The sequence below is a fragment of the Aliiruegeria haliotis genome, assembly GCF_003003255.1.
Classification (GTDB): domain Bacteria; phylum Pseudomonadota; class Alphaproteobacteria; order Rhodobacterales; family Rhodobacteraceae; genus Tropicimonas; species Tropicimonas haliotis.
Map to the genome: position 1 here is coordinate 146,773 of NZ_PVTD01000002.1, position 25,056 is coordinate 171,828.

General features: G+C 64.6%; 18 protein-coding genes. 7 read left to right on the top strand and 11 right to left on the bottom strand.

Annotated elements, in window-relative coordinates; all coding sequences use genetic code 11:
- Positions 1-99 precede the first annotated feature (99 nt).
- The gene (locus CLV78_RS06105; protein ID WP_106203908.1) at positions 100-1,881 is read left to right on the top strand and encodes an SLC13 family permease; all 1,782 of its coding nucleotides are present in this window, start codon (positions 100-102) and stop codon (positions 1,879-1,881) included.
- A gap of 271 nt (positions 1,882-2,152) precedes the next feature.
- On the opposite strand, the gene CLV78_RS06110 is transcribed toward CLV78_RS06105, so the two are convergent.
- Entirely contained in the window at positions 2,153-2,344 is a 192-nt protein-coding gene (locus CLV78_RS06110) for a PLDc N-terminal domain-containing protein (RefSeq protein WP_106203909.1), read from the bottom strand.
- Between the two features lie 278 nt (positions 2,345-2,622).
- On the opposite strand from CLV78_RS06110, the gene CLV78_RS06115 reads away from it, so the two are divergent.
- Positions 2,623-3,549, top strand: coding sequence for a PRC-barrel domain-containing protein (locus CLV78_RS06115; RefSeq protein WP_106203910.1), 927 nt, complete (start codon positions 2,623-2,625; stop codon positions 3,547-3,549).
- A gap of 407 nt (positions 3,550-3,956) precedes the next feature.
- Here CLV78_RS06115 and CLV78_RS06120 read toward each other — a convergent pair whose 3' ends face one another.
- Positions 3,957-4,370, bottom strand: coding sequence for a hypothetical protein (locus CLV78_RS06120; protein ID WP_106203911.1), 414 nt, complete (start codon positions 4,368-4,370; stop codon positions 3,957-3,959).
- A 166-nt stretch (positions 4,371-4,536) separates the two neighbouring features.
- Between CLV78_RS06120 and CLV78_RS06125 the strand changes: the two genes are divergently transcribed.
- Entirely contained in the window at positions 4,537-5,553 is a 1,017-nt protein-coding gene (locus tag CLV78_RS06125; protein ID WP_106203912.1) for a hypothetical protein, read from the top strand.
- 257 nt (positions 5,554-5,810) lie between these two features.
- Here CLV78_RS06125 and CLV78_RS06130 read toward each other — a convergent pair whose 3' ends face one another.
- Positions 5,811-6,653 (bottom strand): c-type cytochrome, encoded by an 843-nt coding sequence (locus CLV78_RS06130; protein ID WP_146136647.1) that lies wholly within the window; start codon positions 6,651-6,653, stop codon positions 5,811-5,813.
- A gap of 329 nt (positions 6,654-6,982) precedes the next feature.
- On the opposite strand from CLV78_RS06130, the gene CLV78_RS06135 reads away from it, so the two are divergent.
- Complete coding sequence (locus CLV78_RS06135; protein WP_106203913.1) at positions 6,983-8,275, top strand: O-acetylhomoserine aminocarboxypropyltransferase/cysteine synthase family protein; 1,293 nt, start codon at positions 6,983-6,985, stop codon at positions 8,273-8,275.
- Between the two features lie 1,321 nt (positions 8,276-9,596).
- Here CLV78_RS06135 and CLV78_RS06140 read toward each other — a convergent pair.
- The 3 genes from CLV78_RS06140 to CLV78_RS06150 form a co-directional block, all read right to left on the bottom strand.
- The gene (locus CLV78_RS06140; RefSeq protein WP_106203914.1) at positions 9,597-10,181 is read right to left on the bottom strand and encodes a hypothetical protein; all 585 of its coding nucleotides are present in this window, start codon (positions 10,179-10,181) and stop codon (positions 9,597-9,599) included.
- A gap of 4 nt (positions 10,182-10,185) precedes the next feature.
- Positions 10,186-11,391: a hypothetical protein gene (locus tag CLV78_RS06145; RefSeq protein WP_106203915.1), complete on the bottom strand. Its 1,206-nt coding sequence runs from the start codon at positions 11,389-11,391 to the stop codon at positions 10,186-10,188.
- A gap of 101 nt (positions 11,392-11,492) precedes the next feature.
- On the bottom strand, positions 11,493-12,206 hold the full coding sequence (locus CLV78_RS06150) for an SIMPL domain-containing protein (protein ID WP_106203916.1): 714 nt from the start codon (positions 12,204-12,206) through the stop codon (positions 11,493-11,495).
- A gap of 160 nt (positions 12,207-12,366) precedes the next feature.
- Between CLV78_RS06150 and CLV78_RS06155 the strand changes: the two genes are divergently transcribed.
- Positions 12,367-15,492, top strand: coding sequence for a hypothetical protein (locus CLV78_RS06155; RefSeq protein ID WP_106203917.1), 3,126 nt, complete (start codon positions 12,367-12,369; stop codon positions 15,490-15,492).
- Between the two features lie 394 nt (positions 15,493-15,886).
- Complete coding sequence (locus tag CLV78_RS06160) at positions 15,887-17,821, top strand: cation:proton antiporter domain-containing protein (protein WP_106203918.1); 1,935 nt, start codon at positions 15,887-15,889, stop codon at positions 17,819-17,821.
- 460 nt (positions 17,822-18,281) lie between these two features.
- On the opposite strand, the gene cobT is transcribed toward CLV78_RS06160, so the two are convergent.
- Positions 18,282-19,304: a nicotinate-nucleotide--dimethylbenzimidazole phosphoribosyltransferase gene (gene cobT, locus CLV78_RS06165; protein ID WP_106203919.1), complete on the bottom strand. Its 1,023-nt coding sequence runs from the start codon at positions 19,302-19,304 to the stop codon at positions 18,282-18,284.
- 77 nt (positions 19,305-19,381) lie between these two features.
- Here cobT and cobS point away from each other — a divergent pair, with 77 nt between their 5' ends.
- Positions 19,382-20,140: an adenosylcobinamide-GDP ribazoletransferase gene (gene cobS / locus CLV78_RS06170; RefSeq protein WP_106203920.1), complete on the top strand. Its 759-nt coding sequence runs from the start codon at positions 19,382-19,384 to the stop codon at positions 20,138-20,140.
- A gap of 240 nt (positions 20,141-20,380) precedes the next feature.
- Here the strand turns inward: cobS and CLV78_RS06175 are convergent, their stop codons facing one another.
- The 4 genes from CLV78_RS06175 to CLV78_RS06190 form a co-directional block, all read right to left on the bottom strand.
- Positions 20,381-20,893, bottom strand: coding sequence for a CarD family transcriptional regulator (locus tag CLV78_RS06175; RefSeq protein ID WP_106203921.1), 513 nt, complete (start codon positions 20,891-20,893; stop codon positions 20,381-20,383).
- A gap of 325 nt (positions 20,894-21,218) precedes the next feature.
- Positions 21,219-21,554: a ferredoxin FdxA gene (gene fdxA / locus CLV78_RS06180; protein ID WP_106203922.1), complete on the bottom strand. Its 336-nt coding sequence runs from the start codon at positions 21,552-21,554 to the stop codon at positions 21,219-21,221.
- Positions 21,555-21,602: 48 nt separating this feature from the next.
- Positions 21,603-21,977: an RNA-binding S4 domain-containing protein gene (locus CLV78_RS06185; RefSeq protein WP_106203923.1), complete on the bottom strand. Its 375-nt coding sequence runs from the start codon at positions 21,975-21,977 to the stop codon at positions 21,603-21,605.
- Between the two features lie 28 nt (positions 21,978-22,005).
- Positions 22,006-25,047, bottom strand: a complete 3,042-nt coding sequence (locus CLV78_RS06190; RefSeq protein ID WP_106203924.1) for a helicase-related protein — start codon at positions 25,045-25,047, stop codon at positions 22,006-22,008.
- Positions 25,048-25,056: the final 9 nt, after the last annotated feature.

Consider the following 25,056-nt stretch of genomic DNA (forward strand, 5'->3'; position numbering starts at 1 on the left):
CTGATGTCATAGGCGGCCAGACCATTCAGCACGATCCTGCAGCAAGCCCCAGAACCACCGGGCATTTACGGATTGTCCGACACCGAATAGGCTCACGGCATGACAGCGGACCAGACACTCCTTTTTGCCCTGTTTGGTGCAGTCTTCGCGATGCTCCTCTGGGGGCGGTTCCGCTATGATCTGATCGCCTTCTCGGCGCTGATGGCCGCCGTCGTCCTGAACCTCATTCCCGCCGATGCCGCGTTTGCCGGCTTCGGCCACCCCGCCACGCTCGTGGTCGCGCTTGTGCTGGTGGTCTCGGCCGGGCTCGAACGGTCGGGCGCCGTCTTCCTGATCACCCGGACCCTCGTCGATTCCGCCCGCAGCCTCGGCGCGCACATCGCCTTCATGGGCGCGATTGCGGCGGTGTTGTCCGCCTTCATGAACAACGTGGCCGCCCTTGCCCTGCTGATGCCGGTGGACATCCAGACCGCGCGCAAGGCCGGTCGCTCCGCCCGGCTCTCGCTCATGCCGCTGTCTTTCTGCACGATCCTGGGGGGCATGGCGACGCTCATCGGCACCCCGCCGAACATCATCATTGCGGGTATCCGCCGGGACCAGCTCGGCGAAGGGTTCAGCATGTTCGACTTCGCGCCTGTCGGTGGCGTGGTCGCACTTGCCGGGCTTATTTTCGTGGCCCTGATCGGCTGGCGCCTGATCCCGAAAGCCGAGGGCGACGGTGTCCTGTCCGAGGCGCGCGAGCGGGTGAAGGACTACATCGCCGAACTGAAGATCCCCGCCGGATCTGCCCTGATCGGGCAACGCCTGTTCGAAACCTACGATGTGGCCGAAAAGAACGATGTTGCGATTCTCGGGCTGACCCGGAACGGCACTCGCCGCTATGGAACCCAGCGCAACACCGTTCTGAAGGAAGGCGATGCGCTGGTTCTTGAGGCGCGGCCGGAAGCGCTGGACGAATATCGTGCCGCGGTGGGGCTGGACTTCATCGATGGCGACGAGGGCAAGCGGATCGGTATCGCCGGCGAGGGTCTGTCCATCGTCGAAGCCGTCGTGCCGGACACCGCGCGGCTTGTGGGCAAGACGGCGCGACAAGTCGGCCTCGCCCGACGGCAGCGCACAGTCCTGCTTGGGATCTCCCGTGGTGGTCGGCGCATAACGAAAGAAGTCCGTAGGACCGAGATCCGCCCCGGCGATATTCTTCTTCTGCTGACACCCGAGGGGGACGAGGCCGTGGTGACGGACTGGCTCGGCGTCCTTCCGCTGGCAGACCGTGGCCTCGTGGTCACGGATTTCGGCAAGGTCTGGACCGCGATCGGCATCTTCGCCCTCGCCGTCGCCGCAGCTTCCTTCGGCCTGGTCTACCTCCCCGTGGCCCTCGGAATCGTCGTCGTCGCTTACGTGCTGACCGGGGTGCTGTCGCTTTCTGACCTCTACGACAATATCGAATGGCCGGTCATCGTCTTGCTGGGGTCGATGATCCCGCTGGGCGCGGCGCTGGACTCCGCGGGTGGAACGGCGCTGATTGCCAACGCGCTGGTATCACTGGGCGCCGGATGGCCGGCATGGGCATTGCTCTGCCTGCTGATGGTCGTGACCATGACGCTGTCGGATGTGCTCAATAACACCGCCACGGCCGTTGTCGCGGCGCCGGTCGCGATCCAGATGGCGCAGAGCCTCGGTGTCAGTCCGGATCCGTTCCTCATGGCAGTCGCGGTTGCGGCCTCTTGCGCGTTCCTGACCCCGATCGGGCACAAGAACAACACGTTGATCCTCGGGCCCGGCGGCTATTCCTTCGGCGACTACTGGCGCATGGGCCTGCCGCTCGAAATCCTCGTCGTTGCGATTGCCATCCCGATGATCCTGCTTGTGTGGCCGCTCTAGCCCCGGAAGGCCTTCGCGGAGCGGCCGGGCGAGGGCAACGCACGCTGATGATCCTCCCTTCAATGGCAGAACAGCGATTTCCGACCGCTTCGGGTCGTGACTACCAGGTATCATGGAGTAACCGAAGTACCGGGTCCTTGATTGCCCGGCAAACCACAGATGAAAAAGCGGCCACCGGGTGTGATTCCGGTGGCCGTTGCATGGTGCCTTTTCTCGGAACGCACCTCAGAGCGCAGGCCGGCCCGATTGCATCACACGAAAGCGACGCGCCTTACACGTTCGCATTGGCCGATCGCGGTCCGGCGACGAACCAGATCAGGAAGCCGACGAGCGGCAGCAGGACCACGAGCAGGACCCACAAGACTTTGCTCCCCGTGCTGGCAGTGGACCCGACGATCGAGATGATCGCCCAAATGTCGAGAACGAGCAGCAGGACGCCGAAGAAACCGGAAAGTTCAAACATCGAATGTCTCCCTTGAGGTCAATTAGTCTGCATTGGCAACGCGCAGCCAGAACGAATGTTCCACGGGGCTTGCCAGTCGGTGCGTGGCACTGATGCCTCCGGCGCAGCGTCGCGACGGGCAACCCCGCCGCGTTAGAACGTTTTGGCCCCCACTTTTGTTCCAGTAAATTTCGCAAATATTTCAAATCGATAGCAGGAACATCCCTGCGCCATTGGCGTTGGTGTGGTGGAAGCGGAAGGCACGTGCCATCCGCAAGGGAAACGAAAGGAGATCTTCGATGCGACGCCTTCTGACCACCACAGCAGTCGTGCTCATGACAGCCATGCCGGTCTATGCCGAGACACAGACTGGAACGACCGATGGCATCGACCACTCCACCGGGGATATGGGCAAAGCCGATACGATTGGCCACGTTGCAGCAGATGCCGGCGCGGCCATGGCCGACGATCCGTTCACCACGTCGGGTTCCCTGACGATCCACGCCTCGCACCTGATCGGTCAGCCGGTCTACATCAGGGGCGATGCACCGTCTGATGCCGACGTACCGGCGGCACTGCCCGAAGTTCCGCAGACATGGGACACGGTCGGAGAGATCGGCGACGTGATCCTGTCGCCCGATGGTGAGATCGACGCAATCACCCTGGACGTTGGCGGTTTCCTCGGCCTTGGCGAAAAGCACATTCAAGCGTCGATGGAAAACCTGGAATTCGTGAAGGAATCCGACGGCGGCGATACCTTCTTCGTGCTGTACCGGGGCGGCCGATCCGCGCTTGACCTTGAGCGCGACTACGATCTGTCGGCACTCGAACTGGATGGATACAGCATCTGGTCGGCGCAGCGGGAAACCGTCCGCATGGCCAACGAAAGCGCCGCGGAAGTTGGTGGGATGGCCGCCTCCGACGGTATGAAAGCGGCATCGAACACGCCGCTGACCGCGGCGGAACTGAAAGGCATGCCCGTGATCGGCGAAGGCGGTGATCGCGTTGGTGAGGTCTCGGAAATCGTCATTTCCGAGGGTGGCGAAATCGAGAAGGTGATCGTCGATGTGGGCGGTTTCCTGGGGCTCGGCGAGAAATCCGTGGCCCTTGCGTTCGACGACATCGAGATCGCGGACAACATGGGGACGGCCGGACTTGCCGAGCATGTCGTGCGGATCGACAGCACGGAAGAAGAGCTGAAGTCCATGGAGACGTGGCAAGGCTGACGTCCACACCAGACATCAGCAAGGCAAACTGAACCCGTGACGGGTGACATTCGCGGCGGTCGGCACAACGTGCTGGCCGCCTTCCCGTCTGACCCGGGCGAGAGTACGTCAATCAGTCGTCGCTCGGCGCTACAACGCGAGACATCCTTGACCAAATGGATCTCGCCTTCGATCCGAGGGACGGGAGTTGGGCACGTTTGGCCTCGCTCGCGCGTTTTCTCCGCCCAGCGGCATCAAACGACCCATTGCCAATGGTTCCGTTCCAAGCTTCCCGAAACGGCGTCAGGGATCGTGCCGGATGGCGATGGTCGCGAAAGCCACCCCCGACACCACTGTGCGATCCTCCAAGCCGGTCGCGCATTCGACTCCCCGAGCCGGTCGGACTGTCCCAGCTCAAAACCCGCAGGCTACGGCATCAGAACCGCTGCGCGATCCCAACGCCCCTCTTCCGTCGTGCCGTCGTCAAACACGAGGCGCAAACTGATGCTTTCGACACTCCCGAGCGGCGCGGTGATGTAGATCTCGTGCCCTTCTCCCGTCAGCGCATTCGGCGCAGGCGTCCCCTCGTGACAGGGCTCCATGTCCAGCGCGACCTCGGGCGCGGCCCCGTTCAATCCGTAGAAAATGCCATCCAGCCCACAGCGCCAACTCAGGACAGCGGTAAAATAGACCAGATCCTGACCATCGAACTCGCGCACCGCGACCCAGCGGTCCTTCTGCATTCCGAGGATCGGCTTGACCTCGGCCGCAGTTGTGAAGTTTTGCGCCGCGACGGGCGTTGCCCCCAGGCCTAGGCAGATCAAGGCCATTGCAAGTCTCATGTGGCTTCCTTTCCCGCCCTCTCGGGCCGGTTTGCTCCGCGGTCGCCGCCAGTCTGCAACCGCGCGGAGGATCCGCCAACCCCTGCGGCCTTGGCGCCGCTGGCGGCATTCGCCATAAATCCGGCAAGGTCGCGTGGCAGGACGGGGCTCAAGCAAGGGATCGGCAATGGCAACGCAGTCGGAAGCGCAGGGAAGGCAAGCGACGCGGTTCAACGTCGCCGCCATCGTGCAGGGCGGCCGGTTGCAGTACGAGGCGCTTCTGCTGGCGGCCTCCCTGCGCGCCTCCGACCCCGATTTCGCGGGTCGCCTGATCCTGCTTGAGCCGCAGCCCGGCGGCGCCTGGCCCGAGGACCCGCGCATCACCGGCGACGCAACGCGTGCCGCTCTTGATCGACTGGGCGCGGAGATCGTGCCCTTTGACGCGCGCCATTTCGGCGCCAGCTATCCCTACGGCAACAAGATCGAGGCACTGGCCGCCCTGCCCGCCGGCGAACCGTTTCTCTTTCTCGATACCGACACCTTGATCACCGGGCCGCTGAGCCGCGTGGATTTCGATTTCGCCCGGCCCAGCGCCTCGATGCGGCGAGAAGGCACCTGGCCCGAGATCGAACTCTATGGACCCGGCTACACGGAGATCTGGAGCAGCCTCTACGATCGTTTCGGACTGGATTTCGCGCGCTCGCTCGACCTGAGCTGGCCGGACGAATACTGGCAGCGCTACCTCTATTTCAACGCGGGCTGGTTCTTTCACGCCGATCCGCATGTCTTTGGCGCGCGGTTCCTCGACTATGCTCGCAATGTGCGCGATGACCCGCCCGCCCAACTCGTCTGCCAATCGCTCGACCCGTGGTTGGACCAAGTGGTGCTGCCACTGGTGATTCACTCCCTCGGCGGGGGACGCCCGGGGCCGAGCCTCGCCGGTCTCGACGGTGAAATCACCTGTCATTGGCGGGTCCTGTCACTGCTCTATGCCCGTGAAAGTGTCAGGGCGGTGGACCTGTTGGAAGAGATCGCCCGGACGAACTGGATCAAGAAAGCGTTGCGGGAATACGAGCCGGTCCGGCGGCTGGTCTACCAGGGCAAGGGGCGACTGGTGCGGGACATGTTCGACCGCCCCAACCTGCCCCGGCCCGAACAGAAGATCCGCCAGAAGATCAAGGCGGCGGGCCTCTGGCTGCGATAGGACTTTCGGCCTGTGCGGGGCGCGTAGGCGACAGCGGACAGGCACGGTGAACACACCCACCCCGACAGGCCCGGACGCGCCAGACGTTTTCCAATGCGTATCATGCGCTGCGTGACCGTGCTCTGGCGTCACGACCATGGGCCTGACCACATGCCGCGACAGGTCGCAAGGTCATCGCCAGGACTGCCCCTCGAACCCGGGAGGCCCGGCAAATGGCAGCCTGGCCGGCTCAACTTGCCCGCCCCGCTTCGATCCGTTCAGCTTTTGTCCGGCAGAGGAGGAAGGGTCCGCAGATACATGATGATAGCCGCAAGATCATCCTCGCTCATCCGAGCAAGATACCCGTAGGGCATGGGCGGCATCAGCGGATTGCCATCAGCACCGAGTCCCTCGGTGATCATCGCCGCGATCTGCTCGTCGGAATATCCGGCCAGCCCATCCTCGTGGCTGGTCAGGTTCGGCGCGTGGGAGGTGCCCCATGGCCCATGGAAGGCGAACCCACCCCGGCCAAAGTCGGTCTCCAGCATCGGCCCTTTCGGCCCGAAGGGCGTATGGCACTCCATGCAATGGGCAACAGGCCCGGCGAGGTATTCGCCGTATTCGACCGTGACGCCACGCGGGATGTCGGCGACGCTCTCTACTGGAGGGCCGTATGCGGGCGGCAGGGGCATGTTGTAAACGGATGAACCGAGATCGTTTTCGACCGCCGGAAGGGTTCGCAGGAAAGCAACCATCGCGGCAGCGTCACTGTCGGAGAGGCCGCGGTACATTGCATAGGGCATCGGCGGCCCGATCAGCGAGCCATCGGGGCGAAGCCCCTCGCGGATCGCGCGTGCCAGTTCCGCATCGGTCCAATCCGCGATCCTGCCGGCCGGGGTGAGGTTTGGTGCGATGGCAGTGAATGCCTCGGTTTTCTCCACCAGTCGCCCGGCGAGTTCCTGATCCGCGAGAGGACCGTCCGGGCCCATGGGTGTGTGACAATTCCCACACCCGGCGATGCCGCGGACGAGGTATTCTCCCCGCTCCTCGGGCGTTTCCGCCTGCGCGGACAAGGCTGAAATCAATGCGCTGGCAAATAGGATACCTGCTGACCTGAACATACGTTTCTCCAATGCTGGACTGTTCGCGGCGGGATCGTAGCACAGGCGGGGCCATTCCCACAGCGCGGCGGACAAGGCCGGAGGAGCATTGGCCCGTGGTCGGGTCACGGTCAGATCTGAGCCGCGCTCTTCGAGGGCGCGGGACAGAGGATCGGTCAAGCCTGATAGGTGGTCCGCAGGAACAGTTCACCTGCGATTTCCCATGCACTCGGACAGAGCAAAACCTGCCCCCGGGGCGGGAACCGCGCGCTGCATCCTCCCGCCATTGTTCCCGCGCCCACCATCCCCTAGTCTCCGCGCGACGCAATGCACCATCCTTGGAGGACACCATGACCGACGACCGCCAGCAGGGCTTCGACACGCTGCAGATCCACGCAGGCGCCAGCCCCGATCCGGCCACGGGCGCGCGGCAGACGCCGATCTACCAGACCACAGCCTATGTCTTCCGCGATTCCGACCACGCGGCGGCGCTCTTCAACCTTCAGGAAGTCGGCTACATCTATTCCCGCCTGACCAACCCCACGGTCTCGGCATTGGCGGATCGGATCTGCGCGCTTGAGGGCGGCGCGGGCGCGGTGTGCTGCTCCTCGGGCCACGCGGCGCAGATCATGGCGCTCTTCCCGCTTATGGGTCCGGGCTGCAATATCGTCGCCTCTACCCGGCTTTACGGAGGCACGATCACTCAGTTCAGCCAGACAATCAAACGCTTCGGATGGTCCTGCACCTTCGTCGACACCGATGATTTGGATGCGGTCAAATCCGCCATCGACGAGAATACCCGCGCGGTCTTCTGCGAATCCATCGCCAACCCGGGCGGGTACATCACCGACATCCCGGCGCTGGCGGCCATCGCCGACGATGCCGGCGTGCCGCTGATCGTGGACAATACGTCCGCCACGCCATACCTCTGCAACCCGATCTCGCTCGGCGCGACGCTGGTGGTGCATTCCACGACCAAGTACCTAACCGGCAATGGGACCGTCACCGGCGGGGCCATTGTCGATTCCGGCAAGTTCGACTGGTCCGCCTCCGACAAGTTCCCGTCGCTCAGCCAACCGGAGCCAGCCTATCACGGGCTTGCCTTCCATCCCGCACTCGGCCCGATGGCCTTCACCTTCCATTCCATCGCCGTCGGCCTGCGTGACCTCGGCATGACGATGAACCCACAGGGGGCGCATTACACGCTGATGGGGATCGAAACGCTGTCGCTGCGCATGCGCAAACACGTCGCCAATGCCCAGAAGGTCGCCGAATGGCTGGAGAATGACCCGCGGATCGACAGTGTCACCTACCCGGGGCTGCCCTCTTCGCCATATCACGACCGGATCGAGAAGATTTGTCCGAAGGGGGCCGGCGCACTTTTCACTTTCGCGGTCAAGGGCGGCTACGACGCCTGCGTCAAGCTCGTCGACAGCCTGGAGCTTTTCAGCCATGTCGCGAACCTCGGGGACGCGCGCTCGCTGATTATCCATTCGGCATCGACGACGCACCGCCAGCTGTCGCCGGAACAGCAGGAGGCCGCAGGCGCGGCACCGAACATGGTGCGGGTCTCCATCGGGATCGAGGAAGCCGAGGACATCATCGCAGACCTAGACCAGGCCCTGGCCAAGGCCACCGCCTGATCGCACAAATAAACTTGCCCGCTCCGGATCCATTCCGGAGCGGGCATCGGTCGAGGGTCTGGGCCGCCCTTGCAGGCACCTGTTGTGTCCACGAAGGAAACGCCGTTTCACGGAACCGTTTCCGAGAACCAAACAAGCCTGTGCACCGTCGTTGTCGACCAATGCGAATGCAGGCCGCGAACGCCCGGTGAACGGACATGGCTTTTCTGTCCGGCAATTCTGTCAGTACCGCAATCAGCCCAAGTTGTCGGCGCACCGTGCCGAAAAGCCCAATGGTTTCACTACCCGGCCGGCGACACGGTTCGCCTGCATTGCGCAAACGGCCGAATGCGCCCCTCTGTCTCCCAATCACAGCAATGCGTTGGCCCTTCTGGAGTGAGGTTGCCGTGAACGGAGCCACGGCAGACTCGGGGTATCGCGCACCACCCGCAGATCCCTTTACCCGCCCGCGTGAGACCCTCGCAGCGCGGTCTGCGTAGTATTGCATCTCAAACCAACATGTCGTTCCAACCGTGACCGCTCGCCGGGCTGCAATCGGCATTGCCGCCAGTGACAGTGTTAGATGCTCAAGCGCCGCGCAGTGAACGACTATCGACCCGGCCGCGAAACCGCCGCAGCAGCCCGACAGAGAAAGGCTCCGCCTTTGGTTTCAACACGCATCGAATGCTCGCCTGCTTGGCGAAGAGCGTATAGCTTCTCTTCCCGATCTTGGTCGCCGTGGCGTCCTCAAGACGGTCGGCAACTCCGGACGGGTTCAATTGGGTTCGCAGGCGGGTTTCCGGTTCACCGGCCCAACCTTCGAAGGCATGGCATCGCCGGAACCGTGAGGAAGGGCGTTGCTTCGAACACTGGCTTGGTCCGGGGGGAAACATTTCGCGTGTACGAACCCAACGATCCCGCTCCTACTTTGTTTTGGAAAGAGGTGTGGTCGTCCCGGGGAGCGCCCCACGTCCGATGGGGCCGTGAAATGGCGCGCGCAGACTATGTCCGAACCGGCCTTGCGGTTCAGGAAACGCGCTCGACTACATTGGCGAGACGGGCCAGGGCACCGCCTCGGCGATGCAACCCCGAGAATGGAGAATTCGGACGGCCAGCCAGCGCGGCAGGTAGCCCGGCAAAACTCCGAGGTCCCGATGCCCGACACTACTTCAACCCTACGCGCGGAGATCCCGCCGTCGCACGGAATTTGGCTGTCCCGGATGTGGTTCCGATCCGAAAGGGAGTTCATGATTGGGTGGCTCGTGTCGAGTCTGCTCGCGCTGTACGGGTACAGTTCACCAGCCCGCCGCGGAAGGGACCACACCTGTTTCTGGCAGGTCGGCTACCTCGTCAGGGCGGCCCGGCTCACCTCGTATGGGGACTGGACCCGCGCCCTTGCTCCGAACTCCTCGAACAGGCGCTCGCCCAGTGTCAGCGGGCGGCGGGCTTTCTCCGCAGCGGCGGCCTCCCGGCGCAGACGCGCCTTCGCACCTTCCATCCGGTCAGCCTCGCCCATGGCGGCGCCGATGGCGTTCGCCCAGTCGATTGCATTGTCTCGCTCCACGGCAACCCGTTCCAACGCGCCGACAAGCCCCAGCCCCGGGTCGGCGGAGGCCAGCTTCTCTCCACTGGGACGAATACCGACCATTTCCAGCATCTTGTCGAAGATCGCGGCAGCGCCGGGTGCTCCCCCGTCATCCTGCTGCGCCGCGCTGTCCGTCGGGTTGGACGCAGCCTCCCCCGGGGTTACGACGATGCGGCGGGCACCGGTCGCCGCGATCTCTCCCGATTGCAGCAAGGTATCCCGTGCACCGACATCATTCGGCATGCCGAAAATCCCGGCGCCAAGACAGAATGCGACCAGCATCGTGCGTCGCAGAACGTAAAGAAGGAACCCGCGCAGCTGCTCAAGGGTGAAATCGTCCATCCGTTCACTCCATCTCCGCTTTGGCGGTTTGCGCCAGCACTTCGACCTGGTCCTTCACCATCCGGTCGATGGCCTGTCGAGCCCGCATCGGGGTTCGTGTAATCACGTATCCCGTCTCGCCCATGGTGACACGAGCCCCCTTAAGAGAATGATACTGCACGCGGTCCTCGGCGCTGGTCGGGAGCGGTCCGACAACCGCCATGATCGCGGCTTCGTCATACCCGATGCGGGTCGTGTCGGACCGCAAACCGAACTGGCCCGCGAACCATTCGTTCCAGCGCTCCACCCGCGCGGCACGTTCCTCCAGCCCGGCCCGCGCGCGGGCCTCGGACACGGTGCCAGCATCGATGACGGTGAAAACCGGGTCAGTGGCCAGCGGCAACCGCGTGCGATCGATCCCGCACCGGACGAGGTCGGCATTGTCCAGGATTTCCACCGGGACGGAACGCGGCAGGTTGGCGACCCCGGGTGCCTCGCCGCCCAGCAGCGACACACCGGATATCCGCGCGTCCCCGACCTTGTGGATGTTCCAGAGAACCCGTCCCGCCCCGGCCTGCAGGACAAGGTGCACCGGGTGCTCAACCTCTGTCACGACTACTTCCATGACGGTGTACTGGACCTGCTGCCAGAAGGGCACCGGGCCGCCATCGGTCTGCCCCCCTGAGAAGGCCACCATGCCTCCGGTCGAGGCGGCGGGGGCCGCCGCCGCAGATTTCCGCCGGTCCTGTGCCGCGCGCGCCGCGAGCGTGACATCGATCTCGTCGAAGGCATAGAGCGAGATGCTCTCAAGCGTGCCATTGGAGAAGATGTTGGCGAGCCGCGCCTTGCGGGCTGGCGGGGTGAAGGTGCAATCCTCGCGTGCGGCAACCTGAACCGGCCGGGCGGGCACCTCGCTCGCCACCGGATCGGCATAGGCCTCCATCACCTCGTCGATGAAGACGGGGCGCAAATGCTCTGTCGCAGCGACCGGACCACCCACGATTTCGCGCCCGTCCACCTCGCGCACGAAACTGGCCGGATCATTCAGGTCATAGCCTTCGCGCACCAGCGTCTGGCGAATCGCCTGGTGGCGAAGGTCGACGACCATTCCCGTCCCGACCGGACGGGACGTGGTGGGCGAGCCACCACCCAATGAAAACTCCTGTTGGCCAAGAAAATAGACGCCCCCAAAGAGCGCCGCAAACATCACGAGCAGTACCTTGCCGTCCATCCTGGCCCCGAAATCTTCACAGTTGGTTTCGAATACCCGGGAAGGATGAGCGGACAAGATGGCAGCGATGAGGCGGCAATCCGCAAAAAGGGCGTCGCGCCTCAGCGCGGTTCGAGCGCGTAGACGATGATGACGGATGCGGTGACGGCAAGCTCGCCGGCGGCAACCTGCACGCCAGAGGCGCCGACGCCCGCGTCCATCTCCGCGCGCATCATGAGGGGCCTGGCATTCCCCTGCTCTGCGATGGAGAGGATCGGCCCGAGCGTCACGCCAGCGGCCTCGGCATAGAGCGCGGCCTTGCGGGCGGCCTCGGCCACGGCCGCCCGGCGCGCATCGTCCTCCCGTGGCTGCGGGTCCTGCAGGCCGAAGCGCAGGCCGTGCAACAGGTTGGCACCGTCCCGGGCCGCCCGGTCAAGCACGGCACCGAGCCGGTCAAGGTCACGAACCCGCACTGTGATTTCGCTGGAGGCCGTGAACGTCTCGATGGCGCGACGCCCGTTCGTGTCATAGCTGCGATCCGACCAGCGCGGCTGCACCGACAGGCCGCTGGTCTGCAGGTCCTCGGGGGAAATCCCGGCCTCCCGCAGCCGTGCCAGCACTGCCTCCAGATCGGCACTCATGGCCGCGACCGCCCGGGCGGCCTGCTCGTCCTCGGCCAGCACGCCAAGACTGATGGTTGCCATGTCGGGCGCGGCAGTCACCCGCCCTTCCCCGACCACGGTCATCCGCGGCCCTTCGGTGATCACAGTATCCGCCAGCGAGACCACCGGCGAAAGAAGTGCTATTCCAAGGGCAAGTGCCGTCACGATACGCATTTCATCGATCCTTCCACCATCGGCGTTCTTCTGCCGTTCCTTGCCAGCGGGGCGCCACCTCGCGGGCTGCTATCTGTTTCTTTCATGGCAGTCCTGCGATACAAAGAGAAGACACCGCTTCGCGGTCCCACGCCTTGCCGAGAGAACTGCCGAACCGATCATGATCCCGACCTTTTCCCTGATCCTCGACGAAGACGGAATTGCCCTCGAACACCGATCCTCCGCCGGTTGGGAAAGACTTGGCAGCGTATCCATCGACACGCCGGACCTGACCGGCGCTCTGGCCGCGCTCCGGGCGCAGGCGATCGCCTTGGCCGGAGACACGCCACTGCGCAGCCGCCTTGTCATCCCGAACTCGCAGATCCTCTATACCTCGACCCCGGCCAGCGGCCTTGGGGATGACGCCGACGAGGCGCGTATTCTGAGTGAGCTTGATGGCGCAACTCCCTACGATGTCGAGGAAATCACCTTCGACTGGCATGCCGATGGAGAGCTGTTGCGAGTTGCGGCGGTGGCGCGTGAAACCCTTCAGGAGGCAGAGGATTTTGCAGCCGGGCACGGGTTCGCGCCGGTCTGCTTCGTCTCCATCCCGGAGGATGACGGGTTTGCGGGCGAGGCCTATTTCGGCAAGACGCAACAGGCCGCGATCCTGTCCTCACCGGACACGCTGAACGCAGCCGAGGCGGCCGCGACTTTCGACGACGTCGCCGAACCGGTTGCGATCGAAGAGCCCGCTCCGCAGGTGGATTGGCAAGACCAGGCCGAGACCGCTCCGGACCCCGAGCCCGGGACCGGTGCCGATGTTGGCGCACCGCCTGCCGATCCGGCCATTGGCCAGCCCCAAGCTACAGCGGCTGCGCCTGACCCCGTTGACGTGCCAGTTGCGACGGCTGCGGACGCCCCGACGGATCATTCCGCGTCTGAACCTGCTGCTGAAGCCGACACGGATCCGGCGGATCTGGCAGCCGCGATTGGTCCGGCAATAGCAAAGCCCAAGCCGGAAGCGGACCTCATTGCGGAGTCTGAGGACCCCGACATTGCAAGTTCGGACAGGGCAGCCACGAAAGGCGCCCCGGCGGAACCGGACAATGAACCCCGGCCATCTGCGACAGATGCGGGTCCGGCAGCGGACGCTCCCGCCGCTCCGCCGGCGACGGAGCCGCCCGAAGAGGTCAAACCGCTTGAACCTCTGATCGCCTTCAGCTCGATCCGGGGGAACTACGACACAGCAGGCGCTGCAACCAGCGAGGACAAGTCACCCACATCGACAGCCGAGCCAACACCGCCAGCACGGACGCCTCAAACCGTCAAGGATACGGCCGCCGACACGCAAAAGGGCAAGACCAAGGCCGGTAGGAAAGCGAAAGCCAGTGCAAAGGGCAAAGGCCGAAAAACGCCGAAGGTCACTGCGGCGGCACGATCAAGCACGGCATTGCCGACAGAGCCGGCGCTGACATCGCAGGCGCCCAGCACGCCGTCCCCCGCCGCGCCCAAGGTTGCGGTTGCCGTTCGGGGGGCCGTGCAGTCCGGTATGTCGGAGGCGGAGGTGCTTACGGTCTTCGGGGCGCGAAAGTCTGCGGCCGGGCGGCGTAGCGGTCGGGCAATCGGCCTCGCTGTCGCTGCCTCGATTGCTGCGGTCGTGGGACTGGCCGCGCTCTGGGCGGTGGCCTTTGCACCGTCCGTTGACATCACGTTGGCCCCAAATGCGGAAACGGAGTCTGCGTTGCTGTCGCCGGAAGCGGTGGTGCCACTTCAGGACGAACGCCCCTCGCCCGCTGATGCGCTGATCACGCCGGCCCCGCAAGTGCCCGAAGGCGAGGAAAGTGCCCTCTCCCTTCCCGGAACCGAGGGCGCTGCGCCCCGGACAGGGGCGGAAGGCGCTGCGCCCGGGCTGACCACGGACCCAGAGCCCGACAGCCCACAATCGGTCGCCGAACCGGTGCCCCCCGTGGTTCCGACAACGCTCGATCCCGATGCCGCCCGCGCCGCCTATGCTGTCACCGGAATCTGGCAACGCGCGCCGGAGCGGGGGTTCCTGCCGGAAGACGACCAGCTGGACGATCTCTACGTGGCTTCGATCGATCCCGAAGTAATCCCGCAAGACCCGGTCGCGCTTCCCCAGACATCGTCCGACAGTGATATCGACCCGACACTGCCCAGATCGCCCAACGCAACGCAGACGGCACCGAACGAGGGCGACACCGTCTCCCTTCGCGATGCGCCGACCGCGCCCGGGTTGAGCGACACTCCTGCGACCCTGGATGGGACGGAGCCGCTTGCGGAAAGTAGTGCGACAGGGGCGGAGGGTGTGATCGTCCGGAAAGGCCGCCCCTTCGTGGTACCGCCGCGCCGGCCGGAGACGCTCGACACCTCGACCGCAACGCTCGTGCCCGAAGCGGAGAACCCGCTGGCCGAGTTCAATCCTCGCCGACGCCCGGGCGACCTTGTCGAAACCAACGAGAAGGCCACGCTCGGCGGGCGGACCCGGGCACAGCTGGCGCGTATTCGACCGGCACCGCGACCGGCCTCCACTCAGGAGACGACCATCGCGCTTGCCGAGGCGGCGCGCATGGCCGACGCGGAAACCGAACGGGGCCAGGAAGCCATCGCCGCCGAAGATCCCCTGACACCCGAGCAGAAGGCCCTCGCCGTGGATCTGGCGACCGCCACGAGGCGTGCGGTCCCCGTTTCCCCGATGCCGCGGCTCAAACCCGCCAACATCTCCCAGATCGCCAACCGCGCGCGTTTGCAGCAGACCATCGTGGAACAGCAAGCCGCGGAAGCGGCTGCGCTGGCTGCGCAACAGCAGCGCCTGACAGACCAGCAGGCAGCCGAGCAACGCAAGCTGGCCGCCGCGAAGGCCGCCGAACAGCAGAAACTGGCCGTTGCAAGAGCCGCGCAGGAGGCGGAACGAAATAAACAGGCTGCGATCGCGGCCGCCAAGCAGAAGCAGGCTGCCGAGAAAGCCGCCGCTGCCTCCGCCGCCCGAAGCTCCGGCCCTGCCGTGTCCCGTGCCCAGCGTGCCAAACCGACCGCGCCAAGCTCCAAGGCCGTGGCCCGGCGCGCCACCGTGAAGAACGCGCTGGCGCTCAACAAGGTTTCGCTGATTGGTGTCTACGGCACGTCGAGCAAGCGCCGGGCGCTGGTTCGCCTGCCATCCGGACGGTACGTGAAAGTGAAAGTGGGAGACCGGCTCGACGGTGGCCGCGTCGCCGCCATCGGTCAGGGAGACCTGCGCTACAAGAAGGGCAGCCGGACCGTGACGATCAAGATGCCCAAGGGCTGACCCCGGCCAGAGGTGCTTGAGCCGGGGGCACGCCAGCCCGCCGGCCACCGGCTTCGTCGTCTATTACGACGATTGAGGGCACCACACTGATATGTCGGGGCGCCATGAACGCAACCAACATCCCGGCGCCGATTTATGTGGAACCGCCTTTGCCCATCGGCTGAGCCGTGCAAGCAAGGTCGGCGCGTATGCCGGGGCCGGCCCATGCGCGCCGAGAGTCCGGTCCACGGCAACGGGTTGGCAATCGGTATGCACAGGGAGAGTCCAAACGCTGCGAGTTTCGTCCCCGGGTCGGGCTTTTTGCACACCGCCGGTCACAGCCCTGTGCCAGGCACTTGCGTCATTGCGACTCGGCATGGGATGACAGGCAGAGACGCCCAACGAGGATCACCGGATGGAAGGCTTCTTCGACGACGCCACGATATTGCTCGGCGCCGCCGTGATCGGCGTGCCGATTGCGGCACGCCTCGGCCTCGGGTCGGTGCTGGGCTACCTGCTTGCGGGTATCGCCATCGGGCCGCTGCTGACGCTTGTCGGCGTCGAACCGGAAACGCTCCGTCACTATGCCGAATTCGGCGTGGTGATGATGCTGTTCCTGATCGGGCTCGAGCTGGAACCGCGCACCCTCTGGGCCATGCGCCACACCCTGATCGGGCTCGGCGGGATGCAGATCGCGCTGACGGTGGCCGTGGTGACTGCATTGTCCTACCTGATGGGCGAATCCCTGAACATGTCGATCGCCATCGGCATGATCCTTGCGCTATCCTCCACCGCCATTGTCCTTCAGACACTTTCCGAGAAGGGCCTGATGAAGACACCGGGGGGGAAGGCCACCTTCTCCGTTCTGCTCACGCAGGATATCGCCGTCATCCCGATGCTGGCGCTGATGCCCTTGCTGGCCATGCCCGCAGTCCCGCAACTCGATCCCTCGGGGATCATCCTGCGGGCCGGTGAGGCTGCTGCCCACGCGGATGAGCATGGGCACGGCGCCCATTTCTCCCTGATCGAGGGGCTCGCGGGCTGGCAGGCCACAATGGTGATCGTGACAGTCATCGTCACCGTCATCCTCGCCGGCATGTACCTATCGCCCTTGCTGTTTCGCTATGCCCACATGGCAAAGCTGAGAGAGATCCACACCGCCACCGCTCTGCTGGTCCTTTTCGGGATCGCCTACCTTATGGTGTTGATCGGTCTTTCTCCTGCGCTCGGCGCCTTCCTTGGTGGCGTTGTGCTGGCCTCCAGCGAGTTCCGGCACGAGCTGGAATCCAATATCGAGCCCTTCAAGGGCCTGCTGCTCGGCGTTTTCTTCATGTCGGTGGGCGCGGGCATCGACTTCCGCGTGATGTTCGACGACGCCGCCAACATTCTGGGATTGACGGCTCTGCTGGTCTTCGTGAAGGCCGGAATCCTTCTGTTCCTCACGCGCCTCTTCGGCCTGCATAAACGGGACAAATGGCTCTTCACCCTCGGACTTGCCCAGGCCGGGGAGTTCGGTTTCGTGCTGATTTCCTTCTCGTTGCAGGAAAACGTTCTGCCCGAGCGACTTGCGCAGACGTTGCTGCTGGTCGTGGCACTTTCGATGCTGATCACACCCCTGCTCTTTATTCTCTACGACTGGATCTCGCACCACCTCGGCGAGCATACCGAGGCCACGGACGTCCATCGCAAGCATGACGAGATTGACGAGGATGCCCCGGTGATCATCGCCGGAATCGGGCGTTTTGGTCAGGTGGTGAACCGGATGGTGGAAATGGCGGGCTTGAAATGTACCGTTCTCGACCACGATCTCGCCGCTATCGAGTTGATGCGGCATTTCGGTTTCAAGGCCTTCTACGGCGACCCGACCCGACCGGTTCTGCTGCATGCGGCGGGATTGAAGACCGCCCGGGTGCTGGTTGCCTGTCTCGACGACAAGCACGCCAGCACGCGGCTTGTCCGATATGCCCGTTCGCAACGACCGGACCTGCATATCGTCGCCCGGGCCCACGACAGGGTGCATGTCTACGAACTGTACCAGGCCGGTGCGGATGATATCGTGCGGGAAATGTTCGACAGCTCACTCCGGGCAGCGCGCTACGTGCTTGAGAACATGGATTTCTCCGAGTTCGAGGCCAACGAGATGGAGCGCACCTTCTACAAACATGATCGGATGACACTGCGCGAGTTGGCACCGCTCTGGGAGCCCGGGCGCGCGCTGAAGGACAACCCGGCCTATCTGGCCCGGGCGCGCGAGCTCAACAAGGAACTGGAAACCGCGCTTGTCGCCGCTGTCGTCGATGAGGAAGCCGAGGACAAGGCAACGGAGACGCGACCCAAAACGGTAGAATAGGCGCCGCTCCGCCCCGGACCTGACGGGGCCGGGAAGATCGGTTTCGTGTCGGTAATGGGGATGCATCGGCCGTAGACACAGGACCGAAGCGCAAGAGGTCAATCGACCGCGGACTCAACGCGCGCGTCTACGTGCCACCGCCAGCGGTGATCGTAAACTCACCCATTGGCCGGACAGCCAAACGGTTGGAATGCAGGCTGTCGCGGCAACGCATCAGGACAAAGGTGCGCCTTGAATCGACCAGAGCAGCCAAAGCTATCAGAGCGAACTGAGCCACTGCTCCGCCGTGCGGCTCACTGACACCACAGGCGGTGCGGGCATCGTCAAACGCCGTCTTCGCCACCCGGCATGGCGCGCCTCATGGGCACGCGTCTGCTTTGCGTATCGGAGTCGTTCGGTCTCCCCGGTTTGCGTCAGCCGCAACTGTGGGCCGACGCCATACCGGCAGAGGACCTGGCCGCTATCCGTCGGAAACGCCCGCTTCTGCGAAGCTCGCCATGCCGGAATGGCACGCCACCGCGCCTTTCAACACGCCTATCGCCAGCGCCCCGCCGGATCCTTCGCCGAGTCGCAGGCCAAGGCTCAGAAGCGGTTCCTTTCCCAGCTTCTGCAACATGGCCGAATGCGCCCCTTCGGCAGAAACATGGCCGGCCACGGTGTGGTCCAGCGCGCCGGGTGTGACCGCCTCCAGCACCGCGGCGGCGGCGGTGCAGATGAATCCATCGAGGATCACCGGGATCCTGTGGTGACGTGCAGCGAGGATGGCACCGGACATCGCCGCGATCTCCCGTCCGCCAAGCCGCCGCAGGACCTCAAGCGGATCACCAAGGGCATCGGCATGCACCGACAGCCCTTCATCGACCACGGCACGTTTGCGGGCGAGCGCCTCGTCGTTGACGCCGGAGCCGCGACCGACCCAGCCTGCGGCCCCACCGCCGTAGAGACCCGCGGCAATCGCGGCCGCCGAGGTCGTATTGCCGATCCCCATCTCGCCAACGACCAGCAGGTCCGCTTCGGGAGAGACAGCTTCCCAGCCCGCCACCATCGCGGCCACGAAGTCTGCCTCGCTCATCGCCGGGCTTTCGGTGAAATCCGCCGTCGGCCTGTCGAGGTCGAGGGCCACCACGCTCATGTCCGCTCCGAAGGCCTTCGAAAGCTGGTTTATCGCGGCACCGTCATTGTGGAAGTTCGCCACCATCTGCACCGTGACTTCAATCGGGAAGGCCGACACACCTTTCGCGGCGACGCCGTGGTTCCCCGCGAAGACAATGGTCTGCGGTTTCTCCAACTTCGGTCTCGCGTCGCCACGCCATCCGGCGTACCAGATCGCCAGTTCCTCAAGCCGCCCGAGCGCCGCCGGCGGCTTGGTCAACGTCGCGTTCCGCGCATCGGCGCCTGCGGTCGCGTTGGCGTCGGGTTTCGGGAGGTCGGACAGGGCGGCGCGAATTCCGGCGATGTCGGTGAAGGGAGGCGTTCTGGTCATGGTATACCCCGTGGCTTGTTTCCCCGCTTCTGCCGCCATATGCCTGCCGGGACAAGAGCTTGCGGAGCATTCCACCTATGCCGAACCAGCGACCCTACAGCCCGTTGCGCGACATCGCGCTGGCCACCGCCCTGCTCTCCCGCCTGCCAGTGCCGGTAGATGCGGATTTCGCCCGGTCTCGCGGGGCCAAGGCCGCCTGGGCCTATCCACTGGCGGGACTGTTTGTCGCTGCAATCGCGGGCGGTCTTGGCCTTCTGCTCCTCTGGCTCGGGCTGCCGGGATCGCTCGCCGCCGGAATTGCGCTCGGCGCACAGATCGTCATGACCGGCGCGATGCACGAGGATGGGTTGGCAGATGCGGCCGATGGCCTCTGGGGCGGATGGGACAAGGAACGGCGGCTGGAGATCATGAAGGACAGCCGCATCGGCACCTACGGAGTCATCGCGCTGGTGCTGTCCGTCGGGTTGCGCTGGAGCGCCCTGACGGCACTGGCCGACCACCTGCTGCCCGCCATGCTTGTTGCCGCGCTGCTGAGCCGTGCTGTCATGCTGTTCGTCATGGCCGCGCTGCCGAACGCGCGGGACGGCGGGCTGTCGAAATCCATCGGCCGCCCGGACCTGATGACGGCGACCATCGGGGCGGGCCTCGCCTTTGCGGTCTCACTTGCAATCGTCGGCACGACCGGCCTGCCGCTTGCTCTGGTGACACTGCTGGCCGCGCTGGCCTGTGCGGCCATCGCCCAGACCAAGATCGGCGGCCAGACCGGCGATATCCTCGGTGCGACACAGCAAATCAGCGCGATCTGCTGCCTTGCCGCCGCGACTGCCCTTATGTGACGGCCAAGTCGAACGGGAGACCGGTGGTTCATACCGTCAGAGGTTGGTGATCCAGATGAAGTCCGGGGAATGCGCACCACATTGCTTGCAAGAGCGGAGACCAGCGGACACCGGGAAACCCCGCTCACCCTCCCAAAGCGCCACGCGCAGGCTGGACTGACGATTCTGCGCGGATATGGCATCGCAGAAACGAAAGAAGGGGCCCGAGGGCCCCTCCAGATACCGCTGATCGACGTCGGTTCAGGCAGCCACGCGGCTCACGAGAACGTCGTCGATCTGCTTCTGCGCATCAACCTCGCCGAGACCGGAGACCGCGGCGATTTCGCGGGTCAGGCGCTCCAACGCGGCCTCGTAGAGCTGCCGTTCGGAATAGGATTGCTCCCGCTGGTCATCCGTGCGGTGCAGGTCGCGCACGACTTCCGCAATCGCGATCAGGTCGCCGGAGTTGATCTTCTGCTCGTATTCCTGGGCGCGGCGGGACCACATCGCCCGCTTCACCTTGGCCTTGCCCTTCAGCGTGGTCATCGCCTTGGACACGACATCGGGAGAACTGAGTCCACGCATGCCGACGGCCGTGGCCTTGTTGGTCGGGACCCGCAAGGTCATCTTGTCCTTCTCGAAGGAGATCACGAACAGCTCAAGCGAGATCCCGGCGATCTCCTGCTCCTCGATGGACACGATTTGCCCAACGCCATGGGCGGGGTATACAACGTAGTCGTTCGGACGAAATTCGGGTTTCTTGGTCTTGGTCATATGTACCCCTCGAGTGGACCCCCGCCAGAGCCAAAAAAAGCTTCTCCCGGAAAACCATCTTTCCGGAGAAGCTACATTTCAGGGCCCATGATTTCCACCTTACTGGTGAGCAGCCCCAGCAGGCGGGTGTCAGAATTCAAAGCTCATCGCTTATCAACATAGCAAATTCGGGGTCCTTTTTAAAGTGCCGCAGTGCGGCACCACCCGAATATCCCTTGTTTTCCTAAGCAATGCGCAAATTCTTGCCACCGGCTGCTTGCGCAATCCGGCGCATATTCGCCACTGCGATCTGCGCGAATCAGTTATTGGATACGACGATTCGGTGTCAGCCGCCCTCGCCCGGCTCCTCGGACAAAAGCTCCAGCTTGCCCGGCTTGCCGTCCATCTCGTCGGCAGTGGGCATCGGGTCCTTCTTGGACACGATAACCGGCCAGAGTTCGGCGTATTTCCGGTTCAGTTCGACCCATTTCTCCATGTCCGGCTCAGTGTCCGGGCGGATGGCGTCGGCGGGGCACTCGGGCTCGCAGACGCCGCAATCGATGCATTCGTCGGGATGAATCGCCAGGAAATTCTCGCCTTCGTAGAAACAGTCCACGGGGCAGACTTCCACGCAGTCGGTGTATTTGCAGGCAATGCAATTGTCCGTGACGACATAGGTCATGACTGTCTCCAAACTAGGCTAGGCCGTCACCTAGCCGGTTGGCGTCCGCTATTCAAGCGGATCGGGTCGAGAATTGATGAGTCTGCGACGTTCCTTTTTGGTCGGCCGCGGACCGCTGCGTTCAAGTGGTCGCTGGGAGGGCTGTTCGGAGGGCGGCGAAAGGTCCTCGTAGAGCGCCTGCGCCTCCGGCGCGGGGCCGCGCCGGGCGCCGAGGGCGAGGATCTTCACAACCCGGATCGCATTGGCCTGCGGAAAGGTCAGAACGTCCCCAGCGGACACGCTCCGCGCCGGTTTCGAGATCTTCTGCGCATTGACACGGACCTTGCCCTCCGAGACCTGTTTTGCGGCGAGGCTGCGCGTCTTGAAGAAACGCGCATGCCAAAGCCACTTGTCGATCCGAAGGCTGTCGGGGGCCTCAGTCATTGCGCCCGGCCCCGGTTCGCGCGCCGGCTCACTTCTTCTCCGTGAGCCCCATCAGCGCAGCGGCGAAGGGGTTGTCGGGATCAATGGGTTTTTCCTTTCTCGGCGGGCGGGCCTGGTAGGTCTTGCCGCCCTGCGGCTTGCCCCCCTTGCCACGCGGACCTTTTCCACCCTCGCCCTTCGGCGGGCGTTTGCCCTTGACGCGAGGCTTGTCGCCCTGGCGCTCAGGGCGATCGCCCCTGCCCTGCTCGCGCCGCGGGCGTCCGCCCCCCTGACGCCGCGGGGCCCAGGTAAAGGTATAGAAGACCTCCACTTCGGGTTCGGCGGGCTCGGACGGTTCGGAAGCGACGTCCGGTTCCCCGGCATCGGCATCAGATTCAGCTTGGGTTCCGGCTTCGGCTTCGGCTTCGGAGGGTTCAGCAACCGGCGCTTCCGTGTCTTGCCCGACCGCGGGGGGCACTTCAGCGGCACCTTCGACAGCCGTCGGCGTATCTTCGGCCGGAGCGCCTGCGTCGGGTTGCGCCGTTTCATTGGCGGTTTCCGAAGCGGCAAACTCGGGCGCTTCTTCGCCGGCCTCCTCCACCGGAGCGGCGGCAACCGCGTCCCCATCCGTTGGCGCGGCATCTTCCGGGGCAGCAGCATCGGCTTCGGCGTTGTCGGATTGCGCCTCAGGCTCCGCTTCGGCCGGAGCTGCCTTCACCTTCGGGCGTTCCGCTTTCTCCGCACGGTAGCCGAGCCCCTGCATCAGGTCGGCGAATTGCTCCAGCGTCATGCCGGTGATCGACAACATGTCCGGCAGGGCCTCGAATCCGCCACGGCTGTCCTGGCTACGCAACTGGTCGGCCAGCCGCTCCAGCATGTCGATGCGGATCGCACGGGCACCGGCGATGCGGTATCCCGACATCGCGGCATGCTCCTGCGGTGTGTCCGCAGGCACCGGCACGGTCACCAGACCCGGCGGCGGAGCTTCGGGGAAGGTGTCCAGATCGTTCCAGAGCGACCACAGCACCAGCCGCAAGCGCGTCGGCGCAGGCTTCAGCAACAGCGGCATGAAGATCGTATATTGCCCGAAGCGCACGCCATGCTTGCGCAACTGGCCGCGCGCATCCTGATCGAGCGCCTTCACATCTGCCGCAACGCTGTCGCGGGACAGCACGCCGAAGGCCTCAAGCAACTGGAAGGCGAAGCCGCGCGGCAAGCCGGTCAGCGTCTCGTCTTTACTCATGCCGAGCAGCGGCTCGAAAAGCGTCGCCACCTTGCGGTCAATGAAGTGCTGCAACCGGCGCGTCACCTTTTCGGTCACGTCATGCCCGGCTTCCTCGTCGACGAAGGCCACGACCGTCGGCTTGAATGCCTCGCCGCCCTTCACCAGCTTGCCGACAGCATGCTCGCCCCACATCAGGCCACCCTGCTCCGTAAAGTCGAGCTCGGTGTCGGGGGAATTGTAGAACCGGTCCGCCCGCAGGTGGAACTCCGGTCTGAGCGCGGTCATCGCTGCCTGACGCAGCATCTTCGCCTCTTCGGGCGTGGCTGTCGGGTCCTGGCTGAACCGGAACCCCTCAAGACGGCCCACGAATTGCTCCGCGACCGTCACCTCGCCCTTGTCGTTCACCTCGGCCACAAGGCTCTCCTTCTGCTTCAACCGGCGCATCAGAACACTCGTGCGCCGGTCAACAAATCTCTGTGTCAGTGCCCCGTGCAGGGCATCCGACAGGCGGTCTTCTACCGCGCGGGTTTCGCCGCGCCAATGGGTTTCGTCATCCACCCAGCCCGAACGTTGTGCAACATATGTCCAGGTGCGAATATAGGCCAACCTCTTGGAGAGCGTGTCAATGTCGCCCTGTGTCCGGTCGATGCGTTTCACCTGACGGGCAAGCCAATCGTCCGGCACCCGCCCAAATTCATGAAGATAGGCGAAGATCCGCTCCAGGAGCGAGGCATGCTCTGCGTGGCTGATTCCGCGGAAATCCGGGATTCGGCACACATCCCAGAGCAGCATCACGCTGCGCGGGTTGCGGATACGGGTCATCACTTCCGGCATCCCTGCGAGCGCCTTGAGCGCCATCAGGTCATCGGATTCACGGGTTCGGGTGAGCCATTCGTCATCCGTTCGGACCTCCAGCGAGCCGACAAGCCGATCCACCGAACCGAACTCGAGGTCAGAGTTGCGCCACTGCAACTTGCGGATCGGGGTGAAATGGTGATTGGTGATCGCCTCCACCACCTCGTCGTCGAGCGCCGGGGCCTCTCCGGTCACCCCGAATGAGCCGTGTGTCTTGTAGCGCCCGGCCCGACCGGCGATCTGCGCCAGCTCGTTGGGGGCCAGCTCCCGCATCCGGCGACCGTCGAACTTCCGCAGCCCCGAAAACGCCACATGCGTGATGTCCAGGTTCAGACCCATGCCGATGGCGTCTGTCGCTACCAGGTGGTCAACGTCACCGTTCTGGTAGAGCTCCACCTGGGCATTGCGCGTGCGCGGCGAAAGCGCGCCCATCACCACGGCCGCCCCGCCTTTCTGACGGCGCAGCAACTCGGCGATGGCATAGACGTTGTCCACCGAGAACCCGACAATGGCGGAACGCGGCGGCATCCGGGAGATCTTCTTGCTGCCGCCATAGGTCAGTTCCGAGAACCGCTCCCGGCGCATGAACTGCACCTTGGGCACAATGGCGGCGATGGCCCCACGCATGGTGTCGGCGCCGAGGAACATGGTCTCGTGCAGGCCGCGGGCGTGCAACAGGCGGTCGGTGAAGACATGGCCACGCTCGGGGTCGGCACAGAGCTGGATTTCGTCGATTGCGAGGAAGTCGGCCCCTATCTCCACCGGCATCGCCTCAACGGTGCAGACCCAGTAGGCGGCCCGCTCCGGCACGATTCGCTCCTCGCCGGTCAACAGGGCGACCACGTTCGGTCCCCGCAAGGCCACGATGCGGTCATAGACCTCCCGCGCCAGCAGGCGCAGCGGCAGCCCTATGACACCGGTCCGGTGCGCCAGCATCCGCTCGATGGCGTAATGGGTCTTTCCGGTATTGGTCGGGCCCAGAACCGCCGTGACAGTGGTGTTCTTCAGCATGTCGGGGCC

Excerpts from the sequence above, each read along its gene's own strand:
- CLV78_RS06105 (WP_106203908.1), top strand. The coding sequence starts at position 100 with ATGACAGCGGACCAGACACTCCTTTTTGCCCTGTTTGGTGCAGTCTTC.
- CLV78_RS06110 (WP_106203909.1), bottom strand. The coding sequence starts at position 2,344 with ATGTTTGAACTTTCCGGTTTCTTCGGCGTCCTGCTGCTCGTTCTCGAC.
- CLV78_RS06115 (WP_106203910.1), top strand. The coding sequence starts at position 2,623 with ATGCGACGCCTTCTGACCACCACAGCAGTCGTGCTCATGACAGCCATG.
- CLV78_RS06120 (WP_106203911.1), bottom strand. The coding sequence starts at position 4,370 with ATGAGACTTGCAATGGCCTTGATCTGCCTAGGCCTGGGGGCAACGCCC.
- CLV78_RS06125 (WP_106203912.1), top strand. The coding sequence starts at position 4,537 with ATGGCAACGCAGTCGGAAGCGCAGGGAAGGCAAGCGACGCGGTTCAAC.
- CLV78_RS06130 (WP_146136647.1), bottom strand. The coding sequence starts at position 6,653 with ATGTTCAGGTCAGCAGGTATCCTATTTGCCAGCGCATTGATTTCAGCC.
- CLV78_RS06135 (WP_106203913.1), top strand. The coding sequence starts at position 6,983 with ATGACCGACGACCGCCAGCAGGGCTTCGACACGCTGCAGATCCACGCA.
- CLV78_RS06140 (WP_106203914.1), bottom strand. The coding sequence starts at position 10,181 with ATGGACGATTTCACCCTTGAGCAGCTGCGCGGGTTCCTTCTTTACGTT.
- CLV78_RS06145 (WP_106203915.1), bottom strand. The coding sequence starts at position 11,391 with ATGGACGGCAAGGTACTGCTCGTGATGTTTGCGGCGCTCTTTGGGGGC.
- CLV78_RS06150 (WP_106203916.1), bottom strand. The coding sequence starts at position 12,206 with ATGCGTATCGTGACGGCACTTGCCCTTGGAATAGCACTTCTTTCGCCG.
- CLV78_RS06155 (WP_106203917.1), top strand. The coding sequence starts at position 12,367 with ATGATCCCGACCTTTTCCCTGATCCTCGACGAAGACGGAATTGCCCTC.
- CLV78_RS06160 (WP_106203918.1), top strand. The coding sequence starts at position 15,887 with ATGGAAGGCTTCTTCGACGACGCCACGATATTGCTCGGCGCCGCCGTG.
- cobT (WP_106203919.1), bottom strand. The coding sequence starts at position 19,304 with ATGACCAGAACGCCTCCCTTCACCGACATCGCCGGAATTCGCGCCGCC.
- cobS (WP_106203920.1), top strand. The coding sequence starts at position 19,382 with ATGCCGAACCAGCGACCCTACAGCCCGTTGCGCGACATCGCGCTGGCC.
- CLV78_RS06175 (WP_106203921.1), bottom strand. The coding sequence starts at position 20,893 with ATGACCAAGACCAAGAAACCCGAATTTCGTCCGAACGACTACGTTGTA.
- fdxA (WP_106203922.1), bottom strand. The coding sequence starts at position 21,554 with ATGACCTATGTCGTCACGGACAATTGCATTGCCTGCAAATACACCGAC.
- CLV78_RS06185 (WP_106203923.1), bottom strand. The coding sequence starts at position 21,977 with ATGACTGAGGCCCCCGACAGCCTTCGGATCGACAAGTGGCTTTGGCAT.
- CLV78_RS06190 (WP_106203924.1), bottom strand. The coding sequence starts at position 25,047 with ATGCTGAAGAACACCACTGTCACGGCGGTTCTGGGCCCGACCAATACC.